The 14356-nt window shown below is 60.2% G+C and carries 11 protein-coding genes; 7 read left to right on the top strand and 4 right to left on the bottom strand.

What is annotated here, in order from left to right; translation table 11 throughout:
- Positions 1-103 precede the first annotated feature (103 nt).
- Complete coding sequence (locus AFK63_RS14140; protein WP_038864514.1) at positions 104-1804, top strand: NAD-dependent malic enzyme; 1701 nt, start codon at positions 104-106, stop codon at positions 1802-1804.
- Between the two features lie 36 nt (positions 1805-1840).
- Here AFK63_RS14140 and AFK63_RS14135 read toward each other — a convergent pair whose 3' ends face one another.
- Entirely contained in the window at positions 1841-2113 is a 273-nt protein-coding gene (locus tag AFK63_RS14135) for a hypothetical protein (protein WP_038864513.1), read from the bottom strand.
- A gap of 128 nt (positions 2114-2241) precedes the next feature.
- A complete protein-coding gene (locus tag AFK63_RS14130; RefSeq protein ID WP_038864511.1) occupies positions 2242-3063 on the bottom strand; it encodes a TIM barrel protein in 822 nt (273 codons plus the stop codon).
- A 359-nt stretch (positions 3064-3422) separates the two neighbouring features.
- On the opposite strand from AFK63_RS14130, the gene AFK63_RS14125 reads away from it, so the two are divergent.
- Together AFK63_RS14125 and iolB are read left to right on the top strand one after the other, a co-directional pair.
- Positions 3423-4928 (top strand): CoA-acylating methylmalonate-semialdehyde dehydrogenase, encoded by a 1506-nt coding sequence (locus tag AFK63_RS14125; RefSeq protein ID WP_038864509.1) that lies wholly within the window; start codon positions 3423-3425, stop codon positions 4926-4928.
- Between the two features lie 16 nt (positions 4929-4944).
- On the top strand, positions 4945-5754 hold the full coding sequence (gene iolB / locus AFK63_RS14120; RefSeq protein WP_038864507.1) for a 5-deoxy-glucuronate isomerase: 810 nt from the start codon (positions 4945-4947) through the stop codon (positions 5752-5754).
- 48 nt (positions 5755-5802) lie between these two features.
- On the opposite strand, the gene AFK63_RS14115 is transcribed toward iolB, so the two are convergent.
- Both AFK63_RS14115 and AFK63_RS14110 read right to left on the bottom strand, forming a co-directional pair.
- The gene (locus AFK63_RS14115; RefSeq protein WP_038864504.1) at positions 5803-6657 is read right to left on the bottom strand and encodes a MurR/RpiR family transcriptional regulator; all 855 of its coding nucleotides are present in this window, start codon (positions 6655-6657) and stop codon (positions 5803-5805) included.
- A 145-nt stretch (positions 6658-6802) separates the two neighbouring features.
- Complete coding sequence (locus AFK63_RS14110; RefSeq protein WP_038864500.1) at positions 6803-8716, bottom strand: bifunctional 5-dehydro-2-deoxygluconokinase/5-dehydro-2-deoxyphosphogluconate aldolase; 1914 nt, start codon at positions 8714-8716, stop codon at positions 6803-6805.
- 490 nt (positions 8717-9206) lie between these two features.
- On the opposite strand from AFK63_RS14110, the gene iolD reads away from it, so the two are divergent.
- The 4 genes from iolD to iolE are packed head-to-tail and all read left to right on the top strand — an operon-like array spanning position 9207 to position 14070.
- The gene (gene iolD, locus AFK63_RS14105; protein WP_038864497.1) at positions 9207-11147 is read left to right on the top strand and encodes a 3D-(3,5/4)-trihydroxycyclohexane-1,2-dione acylhydrolase (decyclizing); all 1941 of its coding nucleotides are present in this window, start codon (positions 9207-9209) and stop codon (positions 11145-11147) included.
- 55 nt (positions 11148-11202) lie between these two features.
- Positions 11203-12216 (top strand): Gfo/Idh/MocA family protein, encoded by a 1014-nt coding sequence (locus AFK63_RS14100; RefSeq protein WP_038864492.1) that lies wholly within the window; start codon positions 11203-11205, stop codon positions 12214-12216.
- A gap of 37 nt (positions 12217-12253) precedes the next feature.
- Positions 12254-13138: a sugar phosphate isomerase/epimerase family protein gene (locus AFK63_RS14095; protein ID WP_038864487.1), complete on the top strand. Its 885-nt coding sequence runs from the start codon at positions 12254-12256 to the stop codon at positions 13136-13138.
- A 32-nt stretch (positions 13139-13170) separates the two neighbouring features.
- Entirely contained in the window at positions 13171-14070 is a 900-nt protein-coding gene (iolE, locus tag AFK63_RS14090; RefSeq protein ID WP_038864484.1) for a myo-inosose-2 dehydratase, read from the top strand.
- Positions 14071-14356: the final 286 nt, after the last annotated feature.

Genomic DNA, 14356 nt, shown 5'->3' with positions numbered 1-14356 from the left:
GCTTTCTTATACACTATGTGCCGCTATGGTAATCCGCCCGTTCCGACGCGGCCTCCAGAAAGCCGGTGATGAGGCTTCTGCCGCGCAAAAAAGAGTGAGACAGATGGAAATCAAACACAAAAAAAACCGTTCGCTTTATATCCCCTACGCCGGTCCGGTTCTGCTGGAGTTTCCGCTGCTGAATAAAGGCAGCGCCTTCAGCATGGAGGAGCGCAGCAACTTCAACCTGTTAGGGCTGCTGCCGGAAGTGGTGGAAACCATAGAAGAGCAGGCGGAGCGCGCGTGGCGACAGTTTGAAGATTTCAAAACGGATATTGATAAACACATCTACCTGCGCAACATCCAGGACACCAACGAAACCCTGTTCTACCGCCTGCTGGAAAACCATCTCGACGTGATGATGCCCATCATCTACACGCCGACCGTGGGCTCCGCGTGCGAGCGTTTTTCTGAAATTTACCGCCGCGCCCGCGGGGTGTTCATCTCCTGGCCGAACCGCCACAACATGGACGACATCCTGCAAAACGTGCCTATCCATAATATCAAAGTGATTGTGGTGACCGACGGCGAGCGTATTCTCGGCCTCGGCGACCAGGGCATCGGCGGCATGGGCATTCCTATCGGCAAGCTGTCGCTCTACACCGCCTGCGGCGGCATCAGCCCGGCGTATACGCTGCCTATCGTGCTGGATGTCGGCACCAACAACCAGCAACTGCTCAACGATCCGCTCTACATGGGCTGGCGTCATCCGCGCATCACCGACGATGAGTATTACGCGTTTGTGGATGACTTTATCCAGGCCGTGAAACAGCGCTGGCCGAACGTGCTGTTGCAGTTTGAAGACTTCGCGCAGAAAAACGCGATGCCGCTGCTGGAGCGCTATCGTGATGAGATCTGCTGCTTTAACGATGACATTCAGGGCACCGCGGCGGTCACGCTCGGCACGCTGATTGCGGCGAGCCGCGCGGCGGGCAGCCAGCTTAGCGAGCAGAAAATCGTCTTCCTCGGCGCGGGCTCCGCCGGGTGCGGCATCGCCGAGCAGATCATCGCCTGGATGCGCACCGAAGGCGGCTTAAGCGATGAGCAGGCGCGCGCCCGCGTTTATATGGTCGACCGTTTCGGCCTGCTCACCGACAACATGCCGAATCTGCTGTCGTTCCAGTCGAAGCTGGTGCAAAAGCGTGACAGCCTCCAGAACTGGGACACCAGCAGCGATTCGCTGTCGCTGCTGGATGTGGTGCGCAACGTCAAGCCGGATATCCTGATTGGCGTGTCCGGGCAGACGGGCCTTTTCACCGAAGAGATCATCCGCGAGATGCATAAACACTGCGCGCGCCCGATCGTTATGCCGCTCTCAAACCCGACGTCCCGCGTTGAGGCCACGCCGCACGATATCCTGAACTGGACCGACGGCGCGGCGCTGGTGGCGACCGGCAGCCCGTTCCAGCCGGTGACCATCAAAGAGAAAACGTACCCGATTGCCCAGTGCAATAACGCGTACATTTTCCCGGGCATCGGGCTTGGCATTATTTCGTCCGGCGCGCTGCGCGTCACCGATGAGATGATGATGGCGGCCAGCGAAGCGCTGGCGTCGCATTCGCCGCTGGTCAATACCGGCAGCGGGCTGGTGCTGCCGCCGCTGACCGACATTCAGCAGGTGTCGAAAGATATCGCGTTTGCAGTGGGGAAAATGGCGCAACAGCAGGGCGTGGCGGTGAAAACGTCCGCCGAGGCGCTGTTGCAGGCCATTGAGGAAAACTTCTGGCTGCCGGAGTACCGCAGCTACCGCCGCACGTCTATCTGATGCGGCTTCACGCTGGCGCGTCGCGCCAGCGTGCTTTCACTTCTGGCGGCTACCGCCGCGCCACTGCGCCCAGAGGCATTTGCCCGCCACCGTCGTTATCAGCGAACAGATAACCGACACCACCGCCAGCTCAATAAAATACGCGTTAAAGTCATCCAGGAACGGCACCACGTTCACCACGGCGGCCACGTCGCGCAGTTCGGCTGCGTGCAGCAGGGCGAACAGCACATGCGGAATATTCAAAAAGAAGAAAATAAACAGCAGGCAAAAGATAATGGATTCAATGGTGTTGGCCGGGGTGACTCTCATTGACGCGCTCGGTTCTGAATAAAGGACAACCCCGACGACGCCTGGCGCCGCGGGGTCTGGCCTCGCATCATACCTGAAACCGCGCCCGACAACAGGTGATTTTATCGCCGGTTTCCCGGCGCACAGGCTCAGGCAACGTGCTGGCGCACCTGCTCAATACTGCTTAGGATCTCGCGCTCGATATCCGCTTCGCGCCATGTCGCCAGCGCTGATGAGAACGGCTCAAAAGCGTAAATTCCCTGATAGCCCCGCGCCTCCAGCGCGTTAACCTGCTCAACCGAGTTCAGGCGATCGCCCGGCGTCAGCATAACGCGCTGATCGTCGGTCAGCGCGTCGAACGGGCGCGTGTCTTCCACGCCTGAGAGGTGCACCAGCCCAATCATTGAAACCTCAACCTGCGCGAACTCCTGCGCTGCCTGCGGGTAGAGCGCGTGGTGGAAGGTATCGATCAGCAGTTTAAAAGGGACGCTGGCGTCGCGGATCAACGTCTGGGCCTGCGCCGCCGAGCGCAGCGAACTCTGCGGAAAACCGAGCGGCTCTACCAGCCCCTGAATGCCGTAGCGTTCAAAGAGGGGGGCGAGATCCTGAAGCGCCGCCAGCGTCTCGTCGGGCGCTATCTGGCGACCGTCGTTCAGCGGGCAGAGCACCAGCCCCGCCGCGCCCACCGCCTGCGCCTCTTTCAGCAGCGATTCGGTCAGTTCGCGCACCGCGGGCGTGCGCTGATTAAAGGGATACACGGCGTTAATCGTGACAATCTCAATACCGTAACGCGCCGCCAGGTCGCGCACCTGCGCATGGCTCAGGTCGTCGGTCACGCTACCGCCGGGCATGTCATTACGCAGCTCGACCTTATTCAGTCCAAGCCGGTTAACAAGCTTAAAGAACGCGGGAATGTCCAGTCCTGGGGCGATTTTGCGGTTAACGCAGAAGCGGTGCAGTGCAACGGTCATCTTACTCTCCTGAAAGCAACAGAATGAAAGGGTCAGCCTGTCATTAATCAAAACATTTATTTCATAATTGGCAATGTTTGAAAATCCGCTTCTTTGATCGGCTTCGCAAAAAAGTGTTGAAGCCAGGCGGATATACCCGTTATACGCGGTATAAGCCGTGATGTTTCAGGGGGTAAACCGGTAAAGCGAAGGCGGGTTGAAACGGCGCAGGATGAAAATGCGACCATTGTCACCAAAATTAAATTTCATTTAATTGCTTTATTGAAATATTCATTTCATTTGGCCAGGATAAGGACAGACGAGTTTACGCGAGCCGCCACGGCTACGGCATTGACCCCCTCCAGACGACGAGGCTAAGCATGACTATTACAGGAAACTTTATCGGCGGGAAAATCTGCTACAGCGACAGCAACCAGACGGTGCCGGTCTTTGACCCGGCCACGGGCAAACCGGTGCGTGAGCTGACGCAATCCACGGCCCGGGAGGTCTCGGGCGCGATTCAGGTCGCCCATGAGGCGTTCGCCGCCTGGTCGAACACCACGCCGCTGCGCCGCGCCAGGGTACTGTTTCATTTCAAAATGCTGCTGGAGCAGCATGCCGAAGAGCTGGCGGCGATTATCGTCAGCGAACATGGCAAGGTCTGGTCGGACGCGATGGGCGAACTGACGCGCGGCATGGAAGTGGTGGAGTTCGCCTGCGGCATTCCACACCTGATCAAAGGGGAATACTCCTCCGACGTCGGCACCCGCGTCGACAGCTACTCCCTGATGCAGCCGCTCGGCGTGGTCGCCGGCATCACTCCGTTTAACTTCCCGGCGATGGTGCCGATGTGGATGTTCCCGATAGCGCTCGCCTGCGGCAACAGCTTTGTGCTCAAGCCGCCAGCGCTGGCGCCCACCGCTGCGGTGCGACTGGCGGAGCTGCTAAAAGAGGCCGGCCTGCCGGACGGCGTTTTTAACGTTGTGCATTGCAGCAATGAGGACGCCGAACAGCTCTATACCGATCCGCGCATCGCGGCGGTGAGCTTTGTCGGCTCGTCCGGCGTGGCGGAGCATATCTACAAAACCGCCAGCGCCTGCGGCAAACGCGTGCAGGCGTTCGGTGCGGCGAAAAACCACGCTATCGTGATGCCGGATGCGGATCTCGACGCGACGGTCAACGCCATTATGGGCGGCGCGTTCGGCTCGGCGGGCGAACGCTGCATGGCGCTGCCGGTGGTGGTGGCGGTGGGCGATGAAACGGCGGATAAACTGATCGCGCGCCTGACGCCGCTGGTGGAGGCGCTGAAAGTCGGCCCAGGCTGTATGCGCGGGCCGGAAGAGAATGAGATGGGGCCGGTCGTCTCTGACGCGCACCAGAAAAAAGTCCTGGGCTATATTGAGAAAGGCGTCAACGAGGGCGCGAAACTGGTGGTGGATGGTCGCCGGTTCCGCCTGCCGGGCTATGAGGCGGGCTATTACGTGGGCGGCACGCTGTTCGATAACGTGACGCCGGAGATGGTTATCTGGCGCGAAGAGATTTTCGGGCCGGTGCTTGGCATCGTGCGCGCGCCGGACTACGACAGCGCGCTGACGCTGATAAACAGCCACGAATTCGGCAACGGCAGCGCGATTTTCACCAGCAACGGCCACACGGCGCGCGAGTTCGTGCACGATGTGCAGGCAGGCATGGTGGGCGTCAACGTGCCGGTGCCGGTGCCGATGGCCTTCCACAGCTTCGGCGGCTGGAAACGCTCTGTCTTCGGCGCGCTTAACGTGCACGGGCCGGACGGCGTGCGTTTCTACACCCGCATGAAAACCGCCACGGTGCGCTGGCCGCAGGGGCAACAGACCGTCTCTGAATTCAGTATGCCGACGCTGGGTTAATTTTCCAGGAGGAGCCATGTCGTTACTTGCAAAGGCGCAGCGCGACGCGCGCCATCTTCAGCACATCACGCCGGAAAGCGCCGGCTGGCGCTATATCGGCTTCGATGTCTGGATGTTGAAAGAGGGGGAAACGCTCACGCTTGAGAGCGGCGACCGGGAGTTGTGTCTGGTGCTGGTGGCGGGGCGTGCCTCGGTGAAAACGCGCAAGGCGGATTTCCCGGGGCTCGGCGGGCGGATGTCGCCGTTTGAGCGCACGCCGCCGTGGTCGGTCTACGTGCCGCCGCAGGAGCGAATTGAAGTGACGGCGGATTCCAGCCTGGAACTCGCGGTCTGCAGCGCGCCGGGTAAAGGCACGCTGCCTGCGCGGGTGATAACGCCGCAAGAGGTGGGCGTCGAGCATCGCGGCAAAGGACGTAACCAGCGCCTGGTGCATAACATTCTGCCGGACAGCGGCGAGGCGGACTGTCTGCTGGTGGTCGAGGTGTATACCGAAGAGGGCGCCACCAGCTCCTGGCCCGCGCACAAGCACGACACGCCAGTGCCCGGCCAGGAGACGCAGCTCGAAGAGACCTACTATCACCGTTTCGACCCGCCGCAGGGCTTTGCGTTTCAGCGGGTTTACACCGATGACCGCAGCCTCGACGCCTGCATGGCGCCCTACAATCACGACGTGGTGATGGTGCCGCGCGGCTATCATCCGGTCGCGGCGATTGCAGGTTACGACAGCTATTACCTGAACGTGATGGCGGGGCCTGAGCGAAAATGGCTCTTCACCTGGGAAGAGGACCACGCCTGGATAAACCACGACGACTATCCGCGGCGTTAAGCGTGGAAACAAAAACGGCCCATACGGGCCGTTTTTTTGTGGCGCGCGTCAGGCGCTTTGCTGCTGCGCGGTTTTGCTGTTGTTAAGCGCCAGCGACACGGCCAGCGTCTGGGCGAGACAGAGCGAGGCCACCTGCGAGCGGAAGCCGTCCACCTGGGCTTCACGCACCACGAAACAGACATCGCTGAAGGCGGCGAGCGGGCTTACCTGGCTGTCGGTAATGGCAATCTGGCGCGCTTTGCGCTGCGCGCCAAGCTCGACCAGCTCCACCACTTCGCGGGAATAGGGCGAGAAGCTCACCGCCACCACCACATCTTTCGGCCCCACCAGGCTTAACTGCTCGGTAAACATCCCGCCCAGCCCGTCGATAAGAAACGCTTTACGGTCGAGATGGCGCAGCGCGTAGGTGAGATAAGACGCGACGCTGAACGAGCGGCGCAGGCCAATCACATAGATATTTTCCGCCTCCGCCAGCAGCTTCACCGCGTTTTCCAGGTCTTCCGGCGCCATTTGCATCGCCAGCTGTTGTAGCGCCTGGCTGTTGACCATCGTAAACATGCTGAGGATTTCGCCCGGCGTTTCCGGAGCGCTGGTCTCTTCGCTGGCGGTCTGGCGGAACAGGCGCGCGCGCTCGGTATAGTTGGCGGTCTCCTCCATCAGATGCTGTCTGAACATCTGCTTCATTTCATTAAAGCCGCTGAAGCCGAACGCGTTGGCGAAGCGGATAAGCGTGGAGGGCGGCACATCCGCCTGCTGGGCGATAGAGGCCACGGTGTCGAACGCCACGCTGTTGCTGTTATCGAGAATGTAGCGCGCCACCTGTTTTAGTCGTTTGCTGAGCTCGTCATACCGGCGACGAATTTCATCCTGCAGGATGGAGAGCTGGGTCGGATTATTTGCCATGTATCGTGCCTGAAAAAGGGGAAAAAGGAGGAAAGCTTGTGTCAGTGTATCAAATGAAGCGAATTTTTCATTTTCCCGAATGAAATACGCGATTCATTTCACGAAGCAGGAAGGCGCGGAGCGACAGGGCCGCTCCGCGAGGGGATCAGGAACGGGCGTCGCGCCAGAAGCCGATAAGCGTCAGGTAATTATTTTTTACCTCGCGGATCAGCGCCTCGTCGCTAAGCTCGCCCTGCATCCAGCGGCGCGACGGCTGGCCAAAAATGGTGCGCCCGACCGCAAAGCCTTTGATGATGGGATGCGACGCCGCCTCAGCGAATCCTTCACGCAACTGCTCCTGCGGCGCGTCAAGGCCCAGCAGCAGGATGCCGCGACAGTACGGATCTTCCTGTTCAATCAGCGCGCTGATGGCCTGCCAGTGATGGCTCGCCAGCGGCGGCAGTTTCCACCAGTCCGGTTTGATGCCGAGCTGATAAAAATGCGCCAGCATACTGTGGTAATGCTGTTGGTCTTTATCCGGCCCGCTCTCGGGCAAAATGACTTCCAGCAGCAGTTCATGGCCCGACTGCTGACAGGCGCGCCACACCTCCCGCAACAGCGCGTCCTGCTCTTCACGCAGCGCGAGCGGATCGTGCGGATGGTAAAAGACCAGGCATTTCACCACATGCTCCAGCGGCCAGCTTGCGAGCTGCGAGCCGATATCGCCATGCTCCAGGCGCAGCGGGCGGGAGCCCGGCAGTTCAATCGGGCGGCCAATCCACCAGCCCTGGCCGGTAATGGCGTTCAGCGCGCGCTGGCCGTAGGTGCCGTCCGCGAGAATGCCGCTGCGTCCCTCAAGCCCCGCCTCCTGCGCCGCGTCTTTCGCGGCCTGTAGCAGCAGTTGTTTCAGCGCCGGGATGCGCGCGTCGTCACAGCCGGTATCGCGGGCCAGATCGGCGAGCTGTTTGCGGTGATCGAAGGCGAAAATGCACAGCTCCGGCCACGCCTGGCGGCGGGAAGTGACGCGATGCAGATGATTTAAGCGGGAGTCGAGATCCGGGCGCGGCACCGCTTGCGCGCGGGCCAGATAATCATCAAGCTCGTCGCGGGTCGGCATCGCCGGGGCGCAGCCGTGGCGAGATACCACCAGCGCGCCGCAGGCGTTGGCGTAGCGGCAGGCCTGCTCCCAGCCCTCGTCATTCAGCCAGCCGCGCAACAGGCCGGACATAAACGCATCGCCCGCGCCCAGCACGTTCAGCACCTCCACGCGCACCCCCTGAAAGAGCGGGATAGCGTCCCAGCCGTCCGGCACCGCGCCTTCCAGCACCACGCAGCCCATCGGCCCGCGCTTGCAGACCAGCGTGGCGTTCGTGGCGTGGCGGACATTTTTCAGCGCCGTCAGCGTGTCGGTGCTGCCGCCCGCGATATGAAACTCCTCTTCCGTACCGACGACCAGATCGAAAAGATGCAGCACTTCCTGCAACTGGCGCGTCACCGGCTCTGACTCCACATAGCGCGTTTCGCCGTCGCCGGGTGAGGTCAGCCCCCACAGCACCGGACGGTAGTCGATATCCAGCGCGGTACGCAGCCCGTGGCGGCGCGCATATTCCAGCGCTTTCAGCACCGCGGCGCGGGTGTCCGGGTGGGAGAGATGCGTGCCGGTCACCGCCAGCGCGCGGGCGGAGGCGATATAGTCTTCGTTGATATCCTGCGGCGTCAGCGCCATGTCGGCGCAGTTATCGCGATAGAAAATCAGCGGAAACGTCTCCTGGTCTTTAATGCCGAGCATCACCAGCGCCGTCAGCCGCTGTTTATCCGTTATCAGGTATTCAGTATCGACGCCTGCGCGCTGCAGCGTTTCCCGCAGGAAACGTCCATTATGTTCATCCCCCACGCGGGCCAGCATCGCCGATTTCAGCCCCTGAATCGCGGTACCGAACGCGACATTGCCCGACGAACCGCCGAGATATTTGGCGAAGGTCGCCACATCTTCAAGCCTGGCGCCGATTTGCTGCGCGTAGAGATCCACGGCAACCCGGCCAATACAAATGACGTCGAGCCGCTTAACTGCTGCATTCATAGCTACGGTTTCCTTTTACATGCCTGCTTCACGAGAGGGCCGGAGAGCCGGCGGCGCGCCCGCAAGCAGCCTGAGGGTTAACGGTTGAACGTAGTATGAGAAATAAATATTTCATTTACAAATTAGTTTGAAATTAAAAAACCAAAAATGTGAACGCTATTCCACTCTGCGTGTCTTCAGCGCATGGCGCGCAGGCGCGAGCGCCGCTTCCGGGCAGCGCATCACCGGCCGCTGCAAAAGCATAGACTCTGCGGGGTTATCTGGCGCGGCGCGGTGTTGCGGGTTGCAGCGTTTCGCGATCCCTCCCACAGAAAAAGCCAGGGGGCGAAACAGAGTTTGATCGCTCTCTCAAAATGAAACATTTCATCTGTATTTTGGTTTAATGAAAAATATGTTTGCCTATAATCCAGACAGATTCCGGCAGGCAGTCCGCTTTTACACCGACACCAGAGCGAGCCTGCATGACATTGGCTGAAAAAGGAAGGCGAACATGGGCAAGCAGAGACTGACAATGGCGCAGGCGCTGGTGAAGTTTCTTGATAACCAGTATCTGGAGGTGGATGGCGAGACCGTCAAATTCGTCAAAGGCATTTTCGCCATCTTCGGCCACGGCAATGTGCTGGGGCTTGGCCAGGCGCTGGAGCAGGAGCGCGGCGAATTGCGTCTCTATCAGGGCCGCAACGAACAGGGGATGGCCCATGCGGCCACCGGTTTCGCCAGACAGTCGCTGCGCCGCCAGATCCTCGCCTGCACCTCGTCGGTCGGGCCCGGTGCCGCCAACATGATAACCGCCGCCGCGACGGCCACCGCCAACCGGATCCCGCTATTGCTGCTGCCGGGCGATGTCTTCGCCACCCGCCAGCCCGATCCGGTGTTACAGCAGATAGAGCAGAGCTACGATCTCAGCATCAGCACCAACGACGCCTTTCGCGCCGTCAGTAAGTACTGGGATCGCATTACGCGCCCGGAACAGCTGATGAGCGCCTGCATTAACGCCATGCGCGTCCTTACCGATCCGGCGGAAACCGGCGCGGTGACGCTGGCGCTGCCGCAGGATGTCCAGGGCGAAGCCTGGGATTATCCGACGGAGTTTTTCGCCCGCCGCGTGCATCGTCTCGACCGCCGTCCGGCGAGCGCCGCCCAGCTCAATGACGCCGTGGCGGCCATAGTCGCCAGCCGCAAACCGCTGATTGTCTGCGGCGGCGGCGTGAAATATTCCGGGGCGGGCGAGGCGCTGGCGCAGTTCGCTGAGCGTTATCACATTCCGTTCGCCGAGACCCAGGCGGGAAAAGGCACGCTCATCTCGTCGCACCCGTATAACGTTGGCGGCGTCGGTGAAACCGGCTGTCTCGCGGCGAACCTGCTCGCCAAAGAGGCGGATCTGGTGATCGGCGTCGGAACCCGTTTTACCGATTTCACCACCGCCTCGAAATGGATTTTCCAGCATCCGGGCGTGCGGTTTCTCAATATCAACGTCAGCAACTTCGACGCCTGGAAGCTCGACGGCATTCCGCTGCTGGCCGACGCCCGCGAGGCGCTGACGGCGCTTGACGCCGCGCTTGGCGATACCGCGTGGCAGGCGGGCTGGGGCGAGCAGATTGCCGCCGTGCAGAACCGCCAGATGAAAGAGACGCACCGTGTATATCAGGCCACGTTTCAGGAAAAGGGATTCGTTCCGGAGATAGATGATCATCTCGACCGCGAATCGGTCTGGCGGGAATTTCGCCTGCTGACCGACTCGACGCTCACCCAAAGCAGCGTGCTCGGCCTGCTTAATGAGGCGTTACCTGAAGAGGCGGTGATCGTCGCGGCGGCGGGCAGCCTGCCGGGAGATTTGCAGCGCGTCTGGCGCACCCGCGCGCCCAATGCCTATCACGTTGAATATGGCTACTCCTGCATGGGCTATGAGGTGAACGCAGCGCTCGGCGTGAAGCTCGCCGAGCCGCAGCGCGAGGTCTACGCGATGGTGGGCGATGGCGCGTTCATGATGTTGCATTCAGAGCTGGTCACCTCCTTACAGGAAGGCGCGAAAATCAACGTGCTGCTGTTCGACAACATGACCAACGGCTGTATCAACAATCTGCAAATGGAACACGGCATGGACAGTTTCGGCACCGAGTTCCGCTTCCGCTCGCCGGAGAACGGCCAGCTGAGCGGCGGGCTGGTGCCGGTGAACTTCGCCGCCATCGCGGCGGGCTACGGCTGTAAAACCTGGCGCGTCACCACGCTTGATGAACTGAAAGCGGCGCTGGAGGCGGCGCAGCGCGAGACCGTCAGCACCCTTATTGATATCAAAGTGTTGCCCAAAACCATGGTGCACAAATATGGCAGCTGGTGGAACGTCGGCGTGGCGCAGCAGGCGCTGTCCGAACGTATTCAGCGCGTGGCGCAACAGATTAACGAAAAACGCGCGCAGGCGCGGGATTACTGATTTTCCCTTTAAAAGACAACTTACCTTAACCCTGATTATTCCGGAGATAACCCTTATGTCGCTCAGATTAGGTGTAATTGGCGCAGGCGCCATTGGTAAAGAACATATCCGCCGCTGCACGCAGGTGCTGCAGGGCGCGACCGTCGTCGCGGTATCGGACATCAACCTGGATAACGCGCGCGCCGCGGTGACCGCGCTCGGCCTGCAAGCGGAAGTGTATGCCGACGGGCAGGATGTGATTAAGGCGCAGGATGTGGACGCGCTGATTGTCACCTCCTGGGACCCGACGCACGAGGCCTTTACGCTCGCGGCTATTGACGCGGGCAAACCGGTGTTCTGTGAAAAACCGCTCGCTATGACCGCCGAAGGCTGTCGCCGTATTGTGGACGCCGAGATGAAAGCGGGCCGCCGTCTGGTGCAGGTGGGCTTTATGCGTCCTTACGACGAAGGCTACCAGGCGCTGAAAGGGGTTATCGATAGCGGCGACATCGGCGCGCCGCTGATGCTGCACTGCGCGCATCGCAACCCGGAAGTGGGCGAGAACTACACCACCGATATGGCCATCACCAGCACGCTTATCCATGAGCTCGACGTATTGCGCTGGCTGCTGAACGACGACTATGCCTCGGTGCAGGTGCGTTTCCCGCGCGCCACATCGCACACCCACGCGCAGCTCAAAGATCCGCAAATCGTGATGCTGGAAACCCGCAAAGGGACGCTTATCGACGTCGAGATTTTCGTCAACTGCCGCTACGGCTACGACATCCAGTGCGAAGTGGTCGGCGAAACCGGCATTGCCCGGCTGCCTGAGCCGTCGTCAGTGCAGATGCGTAAAGCGGCGAAGCTTGCCACCACGATCCTGACCGACTGGAAAGACCGCTTCATTAAAGCGTATGACGTGGAGTTGCAGGCGTTTATCAATGACGTAAAAGCGGGCGAACTGCGCGGCCCGTCCGCCTGGGATGGTTACGCGGCGTCGGTTGCGGCGGATGCGTGCCTGAAGGCGCAGGAGAGCGGCGCGCTGGAGTCCATCAGCCTGCCGGAGCGCCCGGCGTTTTATCTGCGCTAAACCCGCAGCCTGCTAATGAATCTGACAGGGGTTAACTATGAAAATCGCCTTTGACGTCGACGTCATTAAAGACCTTGGGATCACGAATATGGTCCGGCAGGTCGCGGAGTGGGGCTATCAATACATTGAGCAGTCGCCGCACCCGCAAATTAACCCGTTTTATAAGCACCCGAAAGCGGGCCGGGAAGTGATCGCCGAATATAAAAAGGCGCTGCGCGACACCGGCGTTGCGCTTTCTTCCTTTATTTGCGTCTACCGCTGGTCGGGTCCGGACGAGCTGCGGCGACAGGCGGCGGTGAAAAACTGGAAGCGCCTAATCGAAATCGCCATCGAGATGGATGTGCAGGTGATCAACACCGAGCTCTCCGGCGACCCAAACCAGCCGGAGATCTGCGAGGAGATGTTCTATCGCTCAATGGAGGAGCTGTTGCCGATTTTCGAGCGCGAGGGGTTGCGCGTTGAGATCCAGGCGCACCCGTGGGATTTCTGCGAAGAGAACAACGAGACTGTCGATATCGTGAAGTCGTTTCGCAGCGATAACGTGAAATATGTCTACAGCGTGCCGCACACCTTCTTTTATGACAAAGGCAAAGGAGAGGTGGAAAAGATGCTGCGCTACGCCGGGGATGACCTGTCGCATGTGCTGATCGCCGATACCATGAACCACACCCGCCACTGTCGCTATATCGTCAACCCGCCGGGCGTCGACGCCGCGGTGCATCAGCATGTGGGCGTAGGGGAGGGGGAAGTCGATTTCCAGGCGTTGTTCAGCACGCTGCGCGATATGGGGTTCGCCCACCAGAGCTTTAAAGTGGGCGGCGAGCCGATTGTCGCCGCGTCGCTCTTTGGCTACCCGGAGAAGATGAAATACCAGGCGGTGGAAACCCGTGAACTGATTGAGCGCGAACTGCTGGGCCGTTAAGCCCCAGCCGGTTGCGACCTGAGAGGCGCATTATGAATAAGCAAGATGTGAAGCTGGCCATCGCCCCGATCGGCTGGACAAACGACGACATGCCGGAGCTGGGCGGTGAAAACACCTTTCAGCAGACGGTCAGCGAAATGGCACTGGCGGGCTTTACCGGCAGCGAAGTCGGTAGCAAATACCCGCGCGACCCGGCCATTCTCAAGCCGATGCTGGCTATCCGCGGCATTGAGATCTGCAACGCCTGGTTCAGCACCTTTTTTGCGGCGGGCGAGCGGGAGAAAACCCTCGACGAGTTTGTGAATCACATGAATTTCCTGCATGCGATGGGCGCGAAAGTGATTGGCTGCTCCGAGCAGAGCGGCAGCATTCAGTGCACCACGCTGCCGGTGATGGGGCCGGACAAACCGTGTTTCAGCGAGGAGGAGTGGGCGCGCGTGGCGGAGGGCTACAACACGCTAGGCCGGCTCGCCGCCGAAAAGGGCATGCAGGTCTGTCTGCATCATCATATGGGCACCGGTATCCAGACCGCGCAGGAGATAGACACGTTTATGTCGCGCGTGGATGACACAGTGTTTCTGCTGTTCGATACCGGACACGCCTGGTACGCCGAAGGCAGCGAAGCGGCCATGCTCGCCATTCTGGAAAAACACCTGCCGCGCATTAACCATGTGCACCTGAAAGATGTGCGCCCGGCAGTCATTGACGAGGTGAAACGCGACGGGCTGTCGTTCCTGGCGGGCGTCAGGAAGGGCACCTTCACGGTGCCGGGCGACGGGGCTATCGATTTCCGTCCGGTATTCCGGCTGCTGGATGAGCATGGCTATCGCGGCTGGATGGTGGTGGAGGCCGAGCAGGACCCGGCAGTGGCGAACCCGTTTGAATATGCGGTGAAAGCGCGTCGCTATATCCTGGAGACCGCCGGGATCTGACCCTCTCGCGCTGGCCCGCCAGGGGCAAACTGGCGGGTCTGTCCATTCAGTCTGGATTTTTTTGAAAACAACGTTTCATTATGGCTGGCGCTGTTCGCATGACGGCGTCGGCCCGCCCCGCGTTACGCTACCACTGGTTTTTTCTCGGTTTTATGCTTTTATCTGTTTGATAGTTCCTACTATTTTTTCGTATTGGGTGTCTTCCCCACAGCGATCGCTTCCCCGCCTGCGTGCTCATTATCACAAAGTAATAACAAAACATGACCTGCCACTCAAAATTAAAATT

The sequence above is a fragment of the Cronobacter muytjensii ATCC 51329 genome, from assembly GCF_001277195.1.
Taxonomy (GTDB): Bacteria; Pseudomonadota; Gammaproteobacteria; order Enterobacterales; family Enterobacteriaceae; genus Cronobacter; species Cronobacter muytjensii.
The sequence above is the reverse complement of the archived record's forward strand: the minus strand, read 5'-3'. Positions and strand labels throughout refer to the sequence as shown.

Excerpts from the sequence above, each read along its gene's own strand:
- AFK63_RS14140 (WP_038864514.1), top strand. The coding sequence starts at position 104 with ATGGAAATCAAACACAAAAAAAACCGTTCGCTTTATATCCCCTACGCC.
- AFK63_RS14135 (WP_038864513.1), bottom strand. The coding sequence starts at position 2,113 with ATGAGAGTCACCCCGGCCAACACCATTGAATCCATTATCTTTTGCCTG.
- AFK63_RS14130 (WP_038864511.1), bottom strand. The coding sequence starts at position 3,063 with ATGACCGTTGCACTGCACCGCTTCTGCGTTAACCGCAAAATCGCCCCA.
- AFK63_RS14125 (WP_038864509.1), top strand. The coding sequence starts at position 3,423 with ATGACTATTACAGGAAACTTTATCGGCGGGAAAATCTGCTACAGCGAC.
- iolB (WP_038864507.1), top strand. The coding sequence starts at position 4,945 with ATGTCGTTACTTGCAAAGGCGCAGCGCGACGCGCGCCATCTTCAGCAC.
- AFK63_RS14115 (WP_038864504.1), bottom strand. The coding sequence starts at position 6,657 with ATGGCAAATAATCCGACCCAGCTCTCCATCCTGCAGGATGAAATTCGT.
- AFK63_RS14110 (WP_038864500.1), bottom strand. The coding sequence starts at position 8,716 with ATGAATGCAGCAGTTAAGCGGCTCGACGTCATTTGTATTGGCCGGGTT.
- iolD (WP_038864497.1), top strand. The coding sequence starts at position 9,207 with ATGGGCAAGCAGAGACTGACAATGGCGCAGGCGCTGGTGAAGTTTCTT.
- AFK63_RS14100 (WP_038864492.1), top strand. The coding sequence starts at position 11,203 with ATGTCGCTCAGATTAGGTGTAATTGGCGCAGGCGCCATTGGTAAAGAA.
- AFK63_RS14095 (WP_038864487.1), top strand. The coding sequence starts at position 12,254 with ATGAAAATCGCCTTTGACGTCGACGTCATTAAAGACCTTGGGATCACG.
- iolE (WP_038864484.1), top strand. The coding sequence starts at position 13,171 with ATGAATAAGCAAGATGTGAAGCTGGCCATCGCCCCGATCGGCTGGACA.